We start from the raw sequence: 15806 nt of genomic DNA on the forward strand, positions 1-15806 counted from the left end.
CCGAATATCCCAGGGCAATAGAATTGGATTAAATCTGTGAAAATGCCTGCTCCAGGTCTTCCAGCAAATCATCTGTATGTTCCAGGCCAACGGAAACCCGGATCAGATTGGGTGGTGTAAGCGTATCCGGTCCCTCAACAGATGCGCGGCGTTCGATCAGACTTTCCACTCCTCCCAAGCTGGTAGCATTGGCAAATAAGTGAACCTTTTCTATCAGTAAATCTGCGGCTTCGGCTCCTCCTTTTACCTGAAAAGAAACCACTCCCCCAAAACCACTCATCTGGCCTGCAGCGATTTCATGTCCGGGATGGTTCTTGAGCCCAGGATAGTGTACTTTTTCAACCTTTGGGTGATCCAAAAGGTATTCAGCCAGTATCATAGCATGTTCTACATGCCCTTTCATCCTATAAGCCAGAGATCGTATACTTCTAGTCAGCCAATAGCAATCTGTTGGAGAAGGCACTGCACCACCTACCCGTTGTACAGTCCTGATCTTCTCCCAAAAATGATCCTTGGTTTTGGTCACTAAGGCTCCTCCCAAAATATCGCTATGGCCCCCAAAATACTTGGTACTGCTGTGCATCACGATATCTGCCCCCAAAAGCAAAGGGTTTTGAAGCACCGGAGTTGCGAAGGTATTATCACACACCAGCAGAGCTCCAGTCTCCTTGGCAATCTCTGAGACCTTACGAATATCAGTCACCTTCAGCAAAGGGTTGGAGGGCGTTTCTATCCAAATCAATTTGGTATTGGGTTGAATAGCAGCTTTAATGGCATCCAGATTACTCATATCCACGAAGGAAACCTCATGGATTCCTTTGAAAAGCATGGTCATGGAATTATGCAGACCATGGTACATATCGTCAGGGGCTATGATATGAGCCCCTGGTTCCAAGGCCTGATATACCGCAGTTCCTGCTGCATTTCCTGAAGAAAAGGCTGCCGCATCTTCCCCTCTTTCCAGAACTGCGATCAATTCCTCCAAAGAGCTTCGGTTTGGATTCCCAGCCCGAGTATATAAAATCCCCTCTTCGTTACCATGTATAAAAGTCGTACTGAGTGTAATGGGCTGTACAACTGGTTGGTTGCGATCTGTTATTTTATTGCCTTTATGAATGGCCAGCGTCTCGAATTTCATAGTGGTATGGTTTCTTTGAGATGGAAGGTAAGAAAGGATTATAGAATTAGAAAGTGCTTTTATCACTTTGGAATAAGCCAAAACGCAAAAAAATAAGGCAGTCCCAAAAAGGGCTGCCTTGTCTTTCATTTCGAGTTTGAAAGATTGAAAAGTTCCAATCTTATCTGATTCTATCCACTGATCTTACCAGTGCCTCATCTTTTCGGATAAAGCGATTGGCCAGCATATTGAAGACCATCCCGGCTAATACAGCCCAAAAACCAATTTTATAGGTGCCCCCGGAAACGGCATTAATATCGGAATTGATCCCATTCGTAGTAAGGAAAACAGCGGCGACCAATACCACCATTACTAGGCTATTGATCATATTCAAAAACATCTGCCTTCCTCTGTTTTTGTATTGGAAAATGGAAATCAAAGCCAATAAACCAGCAAAGGAGGCCAGTGCCGCAAAATACCAATTGGAGGAAGTTTCGATTAGTTCTCCTGAAGCATTTGTATGGTCCAGCATAAAGGCTGTAAGACTCCAACTATCCCCAATTTCCGAACCGGGTCCAGCCTGCTCCCAAAGAGGTGTACCTATGGTCACACCCATGGCCACCACTACCATCAACATAAATATACTTTGTATGCGCTGAATCATTTTGAGTTATTTTTTTGGCAAAGAAAAGCTCTAATCCCCGCTTTCACAAGGAAAGAATCTTTCTGGGGAGGAATTGAGTTGGAATAGTATCTTTGTAACCTATGAGTGGAATGAAGCGCTATTTTATAGAATTGAGTTATAATGGAACCCCTTTTCATGGGTGGCAAATCCAGCAAAATTCCTTTACTGTGCAGGAATCTTTGGAGTCCGCCTTGTCCACTTATTTCAAGTGTCCGGTGACTATTATGGGCAGTGGCCGAACCGACACGGGGGTGCATGCTTCCATGCAGGTTTGTCATTTTGATGCCCCTGAGAATTTTGAAATTGCGAAATTGACAAAGAGTCTAAATGGCATTCTTCCAAAAGAAATCGCCATCCATAACATCCGCCCAGTAACCCATGAAGCCCACGCCAGATTTGACGCTTTGGAGCGTTCCTATATTTACCGGATCATTTTCCGCAAAAACCCATTTCTGGATGAATTTGCCTGGACCTGTTTCTTTCAGCCTGATGTGGACAAAATGAATCGTGCCGCCGAGGCTTTGATGCGACATGATGATTTTGAGTGCTTTAGCAAGGTAAATACAGAGGTCAATCATTTCCGATGTCAGATAAAATCCGCCCATTGGGAACAAAAAGACGGGGAATTGTTATTCCATATAACCGCCAATCGTTTTTTACGTGGCATGGTACGAGCAATTGTTGGAACTTTGATAGAGATAGGAACTGGAAAGAAAGCCCCAGAAGACCTGGACAAAATCATTGAATCCAAGGACAGAAGTAAAGCCGGCAAAGCGGCTCCAGCAAAAGGTTTATTCCTAAGCAAGGTCACCTACCCGGAAAACATCTATTTAGATTAGAATATTTTGAGCTTAGAAAAAGAAAAAGAATCCTCTGGTGAAATCGTAGACACCCGTGTCCTCAGGCAGCTTTACAGGTACGTAAAACCCTACAAGGTCCAGTTTTACCTGTTGGTTTTTTTGACGATTTCTCTGGCAGTATTGGCTCCTACCCGACCCTACTTCATACAGGTAGCCATCGATGACCATGTAGCCATTGGGGACAGTCAGGGACTCGTTCGCACCATCTATATTTTAGTAGGTCTGATGATCATTCAGGCATTTGCGCAGTGGGCTCATACCTTTTATTCGGGATGGATAGGACAGGTGATTATCCGGGACATTCGGGTTAAACTTTATGAGCATTTATTGAAACTTCGTTTGAAGTTTTTTGACAATACACCAATTGGAAGATTGGTTACCAGAAATGTCTCAGACATTGAAACCCTAGCAGATGTGTTTAGTGAAGGACTTGCTGCCATTATCGGTGACTTGCTCCAGCTGGTAACCATTTTGGGAGTCATGTTCTACATTGATTGGAAGCTGACGTTGGTGAGTTTGTGTACCCTGCCGATGATGATTATTTCCACTTACATATTCAAGGAAAAAATCAAGGTGACTTTCAATGATGTCCGAAATGCCGTATCTAACCTGAACACCTTTCTTCAGGAGCACATCACCGGAATGAACATCGTGCAGATTTTCAATAGAGAAGAACGGGAATTTGAAAAATTCAAGGAAATTAATCAGGAACACCGGAGAGCCCATATCCGCTCCGTATTGTATTATTCCATCTATTTCCCTGTGGCCGAAATCATTCAAGCAATTGGAATCGGACTGGTAGTATGGTATGGTGCTGTAGGAGTGCTGGGAATGGATCTTCAGATCGGGGTTTTGATTTCATTTATCATGTACCTCCAGTTGTTTTTCAGACCTATCCGAATGATCGCTGACCGTTTCAATACCCTTCAAATGGGTGTTGTGAGCTCTTCCAGAATCTTCAAACTTTTGGACAACACAGAACACATTGCCAACGAGGGAAGCTTTAATCCTGAAAAAATCAAAGGCAATATCCAGGTAAAGGACCTTTACTTCGCCTATGTGGACGAGGACTACGTACTGAAAAATATCAATTTTGAGGTAAAGCAAGGCCAAACCGTGGCTTTGGTGGGTGCTACCGGTGCCGGAAAATCCTCCATCATCAACTTGCTTTCCAGATTCTACGAAATCAACAAGGGCTCAATTACCATTGACGGTACGGATATCCGAGAATTCGAACTCAGCACACTAAGAAAGCATATTGGAGTCGTCCTTCAGGATGTCTTTCTTTTTTCAAATACCATCTACTACAACATTACGCTGGGCAATCCAGCCATCAGCCGGGAACAGGTAATGGAAGCAGCTGAAATGGTGGGGGCCCGAAAGTTTATCGAGCGTCTTCCCGGAGGTTTGGACTACAATGTCATGGAAAGAGGAGCGACTCTATCTGTGGGGCAGCGACAGCTGATCTCCTTCGTCCGAGCCATGGTATACAATCCTGAGATCATTATTTTGGATGAGGCCACCTCTTCGGTAGACACTGAGACTGAAGAACTGATTCAGGAATCCATTGAAAAAATGATGAAAGGTCGAACCTCCATTGTCATTGCTCATAGACTATCTACGATTCAAAAGGCAGATCAGATCATTGTCCTCCACAAAGGTGAAATCGTAGAAAAAGGAACACACGACAGTCTATTGGAACTTGGGGGATACTATACCCAACTTCACAAGATGCAATTAAAAACCATGGCAATCTAGCCTGAATTTTGTGAGTCATTCTTAAAAACCAACTATATCGTGCAATACAGATTACTTATTCTTTTGCTAGTGCTCCCACTTTTCTCTATGGCTCAGGAAAGGGGAGTTGGGATTCGACTTGGAGAACCTCTATCACTGACCTACAAAGATTTCCTGGATGATTATTTTTCCTTTGAAGTCATGCTTGGAACAGCAGGAGTGAATGGGGACAGTTATTTCAGAAGGGACTTTGACAACAACCCTCCCGCATCCAATGCATTTTATGTGGGGCATCGTACCGAAAACGGAGCTTCCATCAATATCCGGGGTGCCTACCATGAGGACATTACGGATATGTTTGGAATCGAGGAGGGCTATATATTGGCATATGGGGGAGTTGGAGCCCAGTTGAGAACCACACAAGTCACCTATGTATATTATCTGGACCAAATCGGCAACGGAACCCCTACCCTTTCCGATAGGCGAAGTAATATTGATTTCGGTCCGGAGGTGTTTGTGGGCTCGGAATACTATTTGGACGAATTACCCATGAGTGTCTTTGCTGAAATCGGCTTTTTCATGGAGCTGGCAGATCGTTTGGGACATGTCAGAGGGCAAGGGGGAATTGGCGTTCGATATTTATTCTAATCATGCAAAAAAAACTGCTCATCGGGATCATGGTCCTGGCTATACTAGGATCAGCTGCTTATTGGATATTCAGCCGATTGGGAGGAAACAATCCCATTGCAATCAGTCTGGTCGAAAAATCCCCCGAAGCACTTTCAGGAATCCTATTTAAAGGAACTCCACAGGACCCGAAACTAGGCGAGTCATTTCAAAAAGTGGAAGACCAAAAATCCCTGCATCCCGGCACTTTTTTGCATACCATCTATGAAGTGGAACCTGCGGGTAAACTAGACACCATGATGGTGTTTGTTGGCATCAATCATCTTTTGGTTGGAGATGAATTTGAAACCCGAACATTCCAAGAACAGCGCTACCTACTTGCAAAAATCACAGGAAACAATTGGGTGATGCCTGGACCGGAAAAAGTAAAAGCAAAAATCCAGGCTTTTGCTGATTCTGCCCAAGTCCAACTTTCTGGCATTTTTATTGACAAAATCATCTCTGAAAAAGAGGTGCATGTCTTGGCTCCGATCCGTTGATTTGATCAATTAAGGATTTTTAACCAACCCTGTGAACCTTTTACTCGTGAAAATTATCAAGTATCACTTAACCCTAATTGCCATGAGAAAACTATCCCTACTATTTGGCCTGACCGGCTTATTGATCTTTCAAGCCTGTGAAGGTCCGCAAGGCCCACAAGGCCCTCCAGGACTTGACGGCTTGGACGGAGTGAATATTGTAGCTGAGGTATTTGAGGTTGAGGTAGACTTCACTGCTCAAAATGATTACAGTGAATTGAGAGAATTTGATCCACAACTGATAGAAAGCGATGTGGTCTTGGCCTTTATCGAATGGGATAGGGATGGGAACACTCCTATTTGGAGAGCACTTCCCCAAACCGTTTTCTTTGACGAGGGAGTATTGATGTACAATTACGATTTCACAAGGTTTGACTTCAAATTATTTTTGGACGGACCCCTTGACTACTCTCTTTTGGGACCTGAATGGACAGACAATCAGCTGTTTCGTGTGATTGTGGTTCCTGGAGATTATGCAGGTGCGAGAATTGACTGGACCAATTATGATGCAGTTACCAAAATGTTAGGATTGACTGATAAAGATTTCGTGAGACTACCCGCAAAATCAAATTAACAATAATTACTAAACCAACTTCTACTACAAACAAGATCGGCGAATTGACTTGATCCTGTTTTTTTATGTTCTCATTTTTCAATGCCAAATATTATTTGCTTCCTATCTTTGCACCATGCAATTACAAAATGATTTGTTGCTTCGTGCCGCCAAAGGCGAGGCCGTTGAAAGAACTCCAGTTTGGCTGATGCGTCAGGCAGGAAGAATACTTCCCGAATACCGAGCCGTAAGAGAATCCGTGAGTGGGTTTATCGAATTGGCACAAACTCCAGAGTTGGCAGCAGAGGTAACCATTCAGCCTGTGGATCTCCTAGGTGTGGATGCTGCCATCATTTTTTCGGATATTCTGGTCATTCCGGAAGCCATGGGCCTGCCTTACGAAATGGTGGAAAAAAGAGGACCTTGGTTCCCAAGCACAGTAAGTTCGGCTTCCGACCTAAAAAAATTACGGATTGCTGATGGAGAAAACGACCTACGCTATGTCATCGATGCCATCAAAATCACCAAAAAAGAACTGAACGGTCGGGTTCCTCTCATAGGATTTGCAGGAGCTCCCTGGACTATTTTTGCATATATGGTAGAAGGAAGCGGCAGCAAAACCTTCTCTAAGGCAAGAGCTATGCTCTATACCGAGCCTGTCCTTTCCCATCAGCTGCTACAAATGATCACTGACAGCACCATCAACTATTTGAAGGCACAGATCGCTGCTGGTGCAGACTTGATTCAGATTTTTGACAGTTGGGCAGGTATACTAGGACCTGAGCAATACGAGGAATTTTCACTCAGATACATTTCCCAAATCTGTGATGCCATCAGCGAAGTTCCAAAAACCGTATTCGCAAAAGGCGCATTTTTCGCAAGAGAATCCATGGCCAAGCTCAAGTGTGAAACGATTGGATTGGACTGGAACATGGGAATAGCCGAATCCAGAAAACTAATAGGACCAAACAAGACTTTGCAGGGAAATCTAGATCCTGCCGCTCTTTATGGGAATCCAGATCAAGTAAGAGCAGCGACTATTAACATGATGGAACAGTTCCGGGGAAGCAGACACATCGCCAATCTTGGACATGGGGTTTATCCGGACATTGATCCCGAAATGGTCAAAGTCTTTATCCAAACTGTAAAGGAATTTCATTAATCAAAAAAGGAGCAAAAAGCTCCTTTTTTTCATTTCATACTAGGGTAATTCTGTCCCCAACTTTCACAACACCTTCTTGTAATGCCAGCATGTTTTGTCCAAACATTACTTTATTCCCAACTGTCCGGTAGGAAGCTAGGGTTTTCAGAGGTTCTTTACCCGACTTACCGGTTTCCTGATCCACGGTAATCATGACACATCTTGCACAAGGCTTGACAACCTGAAAGGCTACATCCCCGATTTTGATACTGCCCCAACCATCTTCAACAAAAGGAGTCCCTCCACTGAAAACTACATTCGGCCTAAATCTATCCATCAATACCGGAGAATCAAGGCGGGAATTCAGATCATTCAAAGATTCCTGTCCTATGATCAGATAAGGCATCCCGTCAGCAAAACTGACAGATTCGGAATTTACCGCGTATTTTGGACTGACTTTTCTTTGGCTACTTTCCGGCATTTGGACAAGAGACACCTCTCTTCCTAAAAAATGAGAAAACCATTGATCAATTTGGCTGGCAACTTTTCTTGCTTTGACCTCATCATCCCAAACCGTGACGCTGACCTCCTCCCCTTTTGCCTCGGCCAATGGAATATGGATGAAATTTTCGGGATTTGATTTTGGGAAAACAGACAGCGTTTCGACACCCAATTCAACCTGAAGCAGGGCAAGCTTATGATCGGTACGCTGGCTTACAAATATTCCCTCCTGGTCTACCAACATCCATCTTCGATCATATCGAAAGCCTTTTTCCTCCACCCTGGCCTCTAAAAATCGAATCCCTTGCAACGACTTTATTGGATAAATGAAAATATCCTGAACGATAAACGCTTGATTCATTTCTAAAAATAAGGCTGGCAATCATCAAAAACCCAGCTTAACGGGGAAATAATCTCAAATCCGCTAAAATCACCTCGAAAAATTGAGAGAACAGTGTCAAAAAGTCGATTTGCTGTCTAGACCAGATTAAGGCAAACCCAATCAAAGCCACTGATAACCAGCGAAAACGTTCCTTATTCCAATATCCAATAATAGCTCCCATTTCAACTACCTAGATGCAGATAACTCAAAGGAGGTTGCAAAATCCGACGAGTTTTTTAAAAAAACTGCCAGAATCTCAGTTTCAAAAAATGATGGCTGTGCCAAATTCCGAAAACCTAACTTGGATTATGCCAGAAATTCTGCCAATCTGACACAAAATCTGGGCATTTTAGGGATGGCACAAGCATTGAAGAATGGGAGAAGTATCAATTTAGCAACTAATTAAAATTTATAATCATGGGAAAAATTATCGGTATTGACTTGGGAACAACCAACTCCTGCGTAGCTGTCATGGAGGGTAATGAACCTGTAGTCATCCAAAACAGTGAGGGAAGAAGAACCACACCTTCCATTGTGGCATTTCTTGATAATGGTAATGGAGAAAGAAAAGTGGGTGACCCGGCAAAACGTCAGGCAATCACCAACCCTGCCAATACCATTTCCTCCGTTAAGAGATTCATGGGAAAGAAATTCTCTGAAGTTTCTGAGGAGAAAAAACATGCCTCTTACAAAGTAGAACAAGGATCCAATGACACCGTGGCAATCAAAATCGGTGACAGATCCTATACACCTCAGGAAATCTCTGCAATGATCCTTCAGAAAATGAAGGGCACAGCAGAAGACTTCTTGGGACAGGAAGTAACTGAAGCTGTAATCACAGTTCCTGCTTACTTCAACGATGCAGAACGTCAAGCCACCAAAGAAGCCGGCCAAATCGCAGGTTTGGAAGTGAAGCGTATCATCAACGAGCCTACCGCAGCCGCCTTGGCATATGGTATGGACAAGAAAAACCAGGACATGAAAATCGCAGTGTATGACCTAGGTGGTGGTACATTCGATATCTCAATCCTTGAACTAGGTGACGGCGTATTTGAAGTAAAATCCACAAATGGTGACGTACACTTGGGTGGTGATGACTTTGACCAAGTGATCATCAACTGGCTAGCTGAAGAATTCAAATCCGAAGAGCAAATTGATCTTAGACAGGATCCTATGGCTCTGCAGAGATTGAAAGAAGCGGCTGAGAAAGCTAAAATCGAACTTTCAAGTTCTTCTTCTACCGAGATCAACTTGCCATATATCACTGCTACCCAAACCGGACCAAAGCACTTGGTAAGAACACTGAGCAGATCAAAATTTGAGCAGCTTTCCGAAGATCTAGTAAGAAGATCGATGGAGCCTTGTAAAAAAGCACTTAAAGATGCCGGCATGACTGCCTCTGACATCGATGAGGTGATTTTGGTGGGTGGATCTACCAGAATTCCTAAAATCCAGGAAGAAGTTGAGAAGTTCTTTGGGAAGAAGCCTTCCAAAGGAGTCAACCCTGATGAAGTAGTAGCGATCGGTGCTGCTATCCAAGGTGGTGTTTTGACAGGAGAGGTTAAAGATGTTCTTCTTTTGGACGTGACCCCTCTTTCTCTGGGTATCGAGACCATGGGTGGTGTGATGACCAAATTGATCGAAGCCAACACGACCATTCCTACCAAAAAATCCGAAGTATTCTCTACCGCCGCTGACAATCAGCCCGCTGTAGATATCCACGTACTTCAGGGTGAAAGATCACTTGCGAAGGATAACAGAACTATCGGTAGATTCCAGCTTTCCGATATTCCACCTGCACCAAGAGGAGTTCCTCAAATCGAAGTGACATTTGACATCGATGCAAACGGTATCCTGAATGTGTCTGCCAAAGACAAAGGAACCGGCAAAGAGCAGAAAATCAAGATCGAAGCTTCTTCTGGACTTTCTCAGGAAGAAATCGACAGAATGAAGAAAGAAGCAGAAGCAAATGCGGCTGCTGACAAAGCAGAAAAAGAGAAGATTGACAAGTTGAACCAAGCTGACAGCCTGATCTTCCAGACTGAAAAGCAATTAAAGGAATATGGCGAAAAGCTTTCCGAAGGAAACAAAACTGCTATCTCAGGAGCCTTGGAAACTCTGAAAAGTGCACATCAATCCCAAAACATCGAAGGAATCGATGCTGCTATGGAAGGTTTGAATAAAGCTTGGGAAGCTGCTTCTCAGGAAATCTACAATGCAACTCAAGGAGCGGGAGCTCAGCCAGGTGCTGATGCCGGAGCAACGGATGCCGGAACTTCCGGTGACGGAGTATCCGATGTAGACTACGAAGAAGTAAGCGAGGATAAAAAATAAGCTGAGCTAAGCCAACTTAAACGGCATCTGTTTTAGGACAGGTGCCGTTCTTTTTGTATCAAATACCAAAAGTATCAGACGAGAATCCAAACTAACCCAGAAAACCTGATATCAAATTAATCTCAAGCAATGCAACTGACAGCTGACAACAAATTGAAAAAGCTCATCATCGTAGGAGACAGGGTTTTGATCCGATTGAAAAAACCGAATGAAAAAACCGGATCAGGGCTTTATTTACCCCCTGGCGTTCAGGAAAAAGAAAAGGTACAGCAAGGCTACATCATCAAAGCCGGACCTGGCTATCCTATTCCCATGCCGGTTGAGGATCATGAACCTTGGATGGAGTCAGATGAAAAAGTCAAGTATGTGCCACTCCAGGCAAAAGAAGGCGATTTGGCTATTTTCTTACTTTCCGGAGCACATGAGGTTCTTTATGAAGGGGAAAAATATTACATCGTATCCCAAGGAGCCATCTTGATGCTTGAAAGAGAACAGGATTTATAAAAAAAGCTCGGAGATTTTCCGAGCTATCATTTTTTGGATTAATGCCACCAGATTTTTTTCTTTTTCATGGTTTTAGGCAAAGCATAGGAGGCTTTTGAATTGACAGTTCTCCTACCAGACTCTTCCCATACTTTCCGGTTTTTGGCTTCCAAACCTTTTGGATTATTGACTTCCTTTCTGGTTCGAATTTGCAAGGAAGCTCTCTCGGAATTCCAAAGCTTATGTTTACGTGCATCGGCTCCCGTCACTATTGCCGGCTCAGCTTGAAAAACCACATTTAAGGTCTTTTTTTCAGAATTCCAGGGTTTGGCATTTTTGGCAGCAGGCCCAGTTTGGGATTCCTGCCCAAATGAAGCTGCACTCAACATTAAAGCAACAATCAAAACACTAAATTTTCTCATCTCTGTATAATTGGGTCTTCCAAAATAATACAGATTTTTTAAAGAAATTGTTTCGTTAAAAAACATTTTTCTTTTGAAATATTCAGTTTTAAGAAATTATATTCTTTTTCAATAAGATATATCGGTTTAAAATGAAAGCAGTTTTTGGGAATTCCAGTCAAAAACATCTTGAAAAGGGCTTATTTCCCCCTCAGATTATTTTGAATACTGCTCTATAAAAAAAACCGAGGTGAAATTCACCCCGGCTTTTTACAACAATAGACCCTGTTTAAATTTTAGAATGCAAACACTGCCGCCAAAAGGAAAGATGACAGATTTTTGCTTGCAGCCAAATCTTTATTCATGAAGTAATCATTTCCCATAGTGTCCAAACGGAGCTCAGGGATCAATGTCAAGTTCTTTCCGACTTTCGCATTTCCGGAGAGCGTCACTGCAAAAACATTCCCGTCTCCTTCACCGTCCAAACCGACAACTCCGTCCAGTCCCCCGTTGAATACATTAAAGTATTCCCCTCTGAGACCAAGGGCAAATTTGTCAGAAGTTGTAGCCTGCAAATATCCTGCGAATCCATAAAACCCATATCCATCCCCATCTGTATCCTGAATGTCCGACCCACTAAAAATCTCTCCGGAAGAGGTTGTGTTATAAGTGGTGTTAACTCCTAAATACAACGCATCAGTCAGGTTGAAACCAGTTGTCAGATCTACTTGAAAAGTATTTCCTGCAGAAGCTTGGCCAGAGAGCAATGAGCCGTCGTTTATTAATTTCCCATCCTGATCTCCATAAACAAAATTCAGATAGGTACTTCCTGCATCTGTAGAATAGCCCAATTGCGCTCCTAAAGTATAGGTTCCGTTCATGTTAAATTCGGTCATATCCGTAGGATTCATCACCGCCGCCATGAAAGAAAATTTATCTGAAAGCGCGATATCTGCTTTTAAACCAGTATGTGAGAATGGTCCATAGGAGAACATATAGGAGGTAGAATAATTGAAATTTCCAGTAGGAGAAATCACCTCATATCCTAAAAAGGTATTGAAATTCCCCATGGTCAAAGTGACCTTATCCGTTACATTCCAATACACATAAAGCTGGTTGATTATCTGAGAACTTCCAGCCATACCTCCACCGTATAGAGGAGAACCAAAGACGGCGTCCTCACCTCTTGGTCCAAAAACCAAATCAGCTACTGCGCCGATTTTCTCACCTTCATAGGTTGCTATGATATTTGCCATACCAAGAGAAAATCCGGGTAAATTCCCAAAGGAGGAAGCCGGAGCCAAGGCATTTTCGCCCTTGTTTGGAGCATTGAAATTACTTCGGAAATAGGCATCAATGGAACCCGAAAGAGTCAATGCAGGTGGAGTTGAGTCTTCTCCTTCTTGAGCCAGAGAAACAGGAATTGATAAAATTGTTATAAAAAGAATGAGTAGGAATATATTTTTCATTTTAATTTTAAATGTTGGTGAATGATAGAGTTGACCAATAGGACCCCATCCCGATCGAAAGAGAGTCGCGTTTTTTTCTTCGGGAGGGGTTCTTTATTTTTTAGATTCAGGCTTTTACTCGTCAAATACGATGGTATAACCTCTGATCCCGTGCTCGTGGGAATCCAATCCGGTACGCTCATGCTCCTCTGAAACGCGGATACCCACTGTCTTTTTCAAGGCAAAGAAGATTGCGAACGCAGCTGTAAATGCCGTCACACCACAAATCAGAACTCCCATCAACTGAGTAATGAAGGAGTGCTCAGGGTTGGTAGAAAAAATCCCTACTGCCAAGGTTCCCCAGATACCACAAGTCAAGTGAACTGAAACTGCGCCAACGACATCATCCAGTTTGAGTTTGTCCAGAAAAATTGCAGAAAGGACTACCAAAATCCCTCCGATAAACCCTACAAGGATAGCAGGACCTGGATTAATTACATCAGCACCGGCAGTAATTGCTACTAGACCAGCAAGGATCCCATTGAGAACCATTCCCAAATCCAATCGCTTGAATGCAAAATAAGCTGCCAAAAATCCACCCAAACCTCCAGCACAAGCTGCCAAAGAAGTGGTTACCAATACAAATGAAACCAAACCGGGATCTGCAGAAAGTACAGAACCGCCATTGAAACCAAACCATCCCAACCAGAGCAAGAATACGCCAATCACAGCCAAGGGAACACTGGCACCTGGCTTTTCAATGGTTTTACCGTTTACATATTTACCGATCCTGGGACCTACGAGAATAACCCCAGCCAAAGCACCCCATCCTCCAACGGAGTGTACCAAGGTACTTCCAGCAAAATCATAAAATCCCATGGCATCCAATGCACCACCGCCCCATTTCCAACTTCCGATCAATGGGTAGATAAATCCCACATAGAAAAGCGTGAAAATCAAATAGGCTCCCAGCTTGACGCGCTCGGCAATAGCACCGGAAACGATAGTGGCTGCCGTAGCAGCAAACATGGCCTGGAACAAGAAATCTGTCCAATAGGTATATCCACCATCTGCATACCCAGCACTAACATCTGCACTGGAAGGAGAAAACCAAAACATATCCCATCCAGCTGAATCGAAGCTAAACCATCCGGGCACCTCAAATCCGGGATACATCAGGAAAAAGCCAATAGCTGCATAGGAGACAATACCGATAATAGGAGTGACAGTATTTTTAAAAAGGATGTTTACTGTGTTTTTGGCTTGGCCAAATCCCGCTTCTACACCAGCAAACCCTAAGTGCATGATAAACACCAGGGCTGTGGACAGCATCATCCAAACATTGTTTGTCGTGAGAATATTCTGAGAAATCTCAACAGACAAATCCATCGCGGCCACATCATTGGCCAACAGGGTTGCGAAATACTTCATAGGTTTTAGATTTTAATTTGAACTTATTTCAAAATTTTATATAGGTCTGAAAGCAATTGCTTGAAACGAATGTAATTCAAAAAAAAGTAATAAAACAAATCAGTTTTTAAATCTTAAGCATTTTTTATTGAATTTATGGTTGTTTTTTAAACCATTTTTTGAGGATTTTTCAATTTTATACTAAAAACCAATTGTTTTTTAACCCAAGGATATAAAAAAGAAATATTTCGCAAATCTTCAGGATATTTTTTGAAATCGATTCCGCAATTGCCAAATCAAACAATCTAGAACAAAATCAATGTTCTTGAAGAATAAAATTTTGTATTAATCACTTTTTCGTCTTTTTTAACCACTTGACCCAAATTATAAAAAATGTAAATATTTACATTTGGATATTTTTTTTAACCAGCAATCAAAAAACAGGTCACTAAAAGAGAAAAACCAATCTTTTTCAAACCCCTAAAAACAAAAAAAACCTGACAAAATCAGGTTTTAAGGTTCAATATTAAGGGAGACAATCAACTCTTAATCATCTCAGCATATTCTTTTGCGAAATAAGTCAGGATAATTTTAGCCCCCGCACGCTTTATACTTAACAAAGTTTCTACCATAGCACGATCATTATCCAACCAACCACGGGCCGCAGAGGCTTTTATCATTGAGTATTCACCTGACACATTATACGCAGCAATTGGAAGTGGATAATTTTCTTTCAGCAATCGAATGATATCCAAATATGACAAAGCTGGCTTAACCATTAAAAAGTCTGCTCCCTCTTCCAAATCCAAGTCTGCTTCAATTAAAGCCTCCTGACTGTTAGCCGGGTTCATTTGATAGGTTTTCTTATCTCCAAATTTCGGCGCTGAGTCAAGAGCGTCTCTGAACGGACCATAAAATGCGCTTGCATATTTGGCAGTATAGGACATTATGGAAGTATCCTTAAATCCATGATCATCCAAAATCTCCCGAATAAAGCCTACCCTTCCATCCATCATATCAGAAGGCCCCAAAATATCCACTCCCGCATCCGCTTGAGCCAAAGACATCCTTCCCAATATCTCCAAAGTCTCATCATTGAGTATCTTACCCTCCTTCACCAATCCATCATGCCCGTCCGAACTATAAGGATCCATCGCCACATCAGACATCAAACACAATTCGGGAAAGTTTTTCTTTATCTCACGCAGACCTTTCAAATAAAAAGTTTCCGGGTTATAACTTTCAGATGCTACAGAATCCTTCAATGATTCAGGATAAGCAGGAAAAACATCAAAACTCATTATCCCCAATTTCATACACGCCTCAATCTCCCGAAGCATAGTATCGATCGAATACCGAAAAATTCCTGGCATCGAATCCACTTCTATTGTTTTCCCAAGACCATCCACAAGGAACATTGGAAAAATCAGGTCTTTTACGGATAGACTCGTCTCCTCAACCATGTTACGGATAGCTTCAGATTTTCGGTTTCTTCTTGGACGTCGATTCATGGGATTATCAAATTTTTGCTCAAATGTACTAATGAGAA

Annotated in this window: 15 protein-coding genes; 8 read left to right on the forward strand and 7 right to left on the reverse strand. The window is 42.6% G+C overall.

The window, feature by feature from the left end; all coding sequences use genetic code 11:
* Positions 1-28 precede the first annotated feature (28 nt).
* Positions 29-1138 carry an aminotransferase class I/II-fold pyridoxal phosphate-dependent enzyme gene (locus P2G54_RS07040; RefSeq protein WP_275869584.1) on the reverse strand — a complete coding sequence of 370 codons (1110 nt, stop codon included), beginning with the start codon at positions 1136-1138 and terminating at the stop codon, positions 29-31.
* Positions 1139-1298: 160 nt separating this feature from the next.
* Positions 1299-1781 (reverse strand): DUF4293 domain-containing protein, encoded by a 483-nt coding sequence (locus P2G54_RS07045; RefSeq protein WP_275869586.1) that lies wholly within the window; start codon positions 1779-1781, stop codon positions 1299-1301.
* A 110-nt stretch (positions 1782-1891) separates the two neighbouring features.
* On the opposite strand from P2G54_RS07045, the gene truA reads away from it, so the two are divergent.
* The 6 genes from truA (at position 1892) to hemE (ending at position 7319) form a co-directional block, all read left to right on the forward strand.
* Entirely contained in the window at positions 1892-2641 is a 750-nt protein-coding gene (gene truA, locus P2G54_RS07050; protein WP_345795464.1) for a tRNA pseudouridine(38-40) synthase TruA, read from the forward strand.
* Positions 2642-2647: 6 nt separating this feature from the next.
* Positions 2648-4420: an ABC transporter ATP-binding protein gene (locus tag P2G54_RS07055; protein ID WP_275869590.1), complete on the forward strand. Its 1773-nt coding sequence runs from the start codon at positions 2648-2650 to the stop codon at positions 4418-4420.
* Between the two features lie 39 nt (positions 4421-4459).
* Positions 4460-5047, forward strand: coding sequence for a hypothetical protein (locus P2G54_RS07060; RefSeq protein ID WP_275869592.1), 588 nt, complete (start codon positions 4460-4462; stop codon positions 5045-5047).
* 2 nt (positions 5048-5049) lie between these two features.
* Complete coding sequence (locus P2G54_RS07065) at positions 5050-5565, forward strand: hypothetical protein (RefSeq protein WP_275869594.1); 516 nt, start codon at positions 5050-5052, stop codon at positions 5563-5565.
* 82 nt (positions 5566-5647) lie between these two features.
* Positions 5648-6178, forward strand: coding sequence for a hypothetical protein (locus P2G54_RS07070; protein WP_275869596.1), 531 nt, complete (start codon positions 5648-5650; stop codon positions 6176-6178).
* 115 nt (positions 6179-6293) lie between these two features.
* Entirely contained in the window at positions 6294-7319 is a 1026-nt protein-coding gene (gene hemE, locus P2G54_RS07075; RefSeq protein WP_275869598.1) for a uroporphyrinogen decarboxylase, read from the forward strand.
* A gap of 34 nt (positions 7320-7353) precedes the next feature.
* Here the strand turns inward: hemE and P2G54_RS07080 are convergent, their stop codons facing one another.
* The gene (locus tag P2G54_RS07080) at positions 7354-8160 is read right to left on the reverse strand and encodes an MOSC N-terminal beta barrel domain-containing protein (protein WP_275869600.1); all 807 of its coding nucleotides are present in this window, start codon (positions 8158-8160) and stop codon (positions 7354-7356) included.
* Between the two features lie 438 nt (positions 8161-8598).
* On the opposite strand from P2G54_RS07080, the gene dnaK reads away from it, so the two are divergent.
* Entirely contained in the window at positions 8599-10515 is a 1917-nt protein-coding gene (gene dnaK / locus P2G54_RS07085) for a molecular chaperone DnaK (RefSeq protein ID WP_275869603.1), read from the forward strand.
* A 129-nt stretch (positions 10516-10644) separates the two neighbouring features.
* Positions 10645-11019 carry a co-chaperone GroES family protein gene (locus P2G54_RS07090; RefSeq protein WP_275869605.1) on the forward strand — a complete coding sequence of 125 codons (375 nt, stop codon included), beginning with the start codon at positions 10645-10647 and terminating at the stop codon, positions 11017-11019.
* Between the two features lie 38 nt (positions 11020-11057).
* On the opposite strand, the gene P2G54_RS07095 is transcribed toward P2G54_RS07090, so the two are convergent.
* The 4 genes from P2G54_RS07095 to hemB form a co-directional block, all read right to left on the reverse strand.
* Positions 11058-11420 (reverse strand): hypothetical protein, encoded by a 363-nt coding sequence (locus P2G54_RS07095; protein WP_275869607.1) that lies wholly within the window; start codon positions 11418-11420, stop codon positions 11058-11060.
* Between the two features lie 275 nt (positions 11421-11695).
* Positions 11696-12868 carry a porin gene (locus P2G54_RS07100; protein ID WP_275869609.1) on the reverse strand — a complete coding sequence of 391 codons (1173 nt, stop codon included), beginning with the start codon at positions 12866-12868 and terminating at the stop codon, positions 11696-11698.
* Positions 12869-12982: 114 nt separating this feature from the next.
* Positions 12983-14278 carry an ammonium transporter gene (gene amt, locus P2G54_RS07105; RefSeq protein WP_275869611.1) on the reverse strand — a complete coding sequence of 432 codons (1296 nt, stop codon included), beginning with the start codon at positions 14276-14278 and terminating at the stop codon, positions 12983-12985.
* 518 nt (positions 14279-14796) lie between these two features.
* Positions 14797-15768: a porphobilinogen synthase gene (gene hemB / locus P2G54_RS07110; RefSeq protein ID WP_275869613.1), complete on the reverse strand. Its 972-nt coding sequence runs from the start codon at positions 15766-15768 to the stop codon at positions 14797-14799.
* Positions 15769-15806: the final 38 nt, after the last annotated feature.

Origin of the sequence: Algoriphagus sp. CAU 1675, assembly GCF_029222925.1 — a bacterium.
Taxonomy (GTDB): domain Bacteria; phylum Bacteroidota; class Bacteroidia; order Cytophagales; family Cyclobacteriaceae; genus Algoriphagus.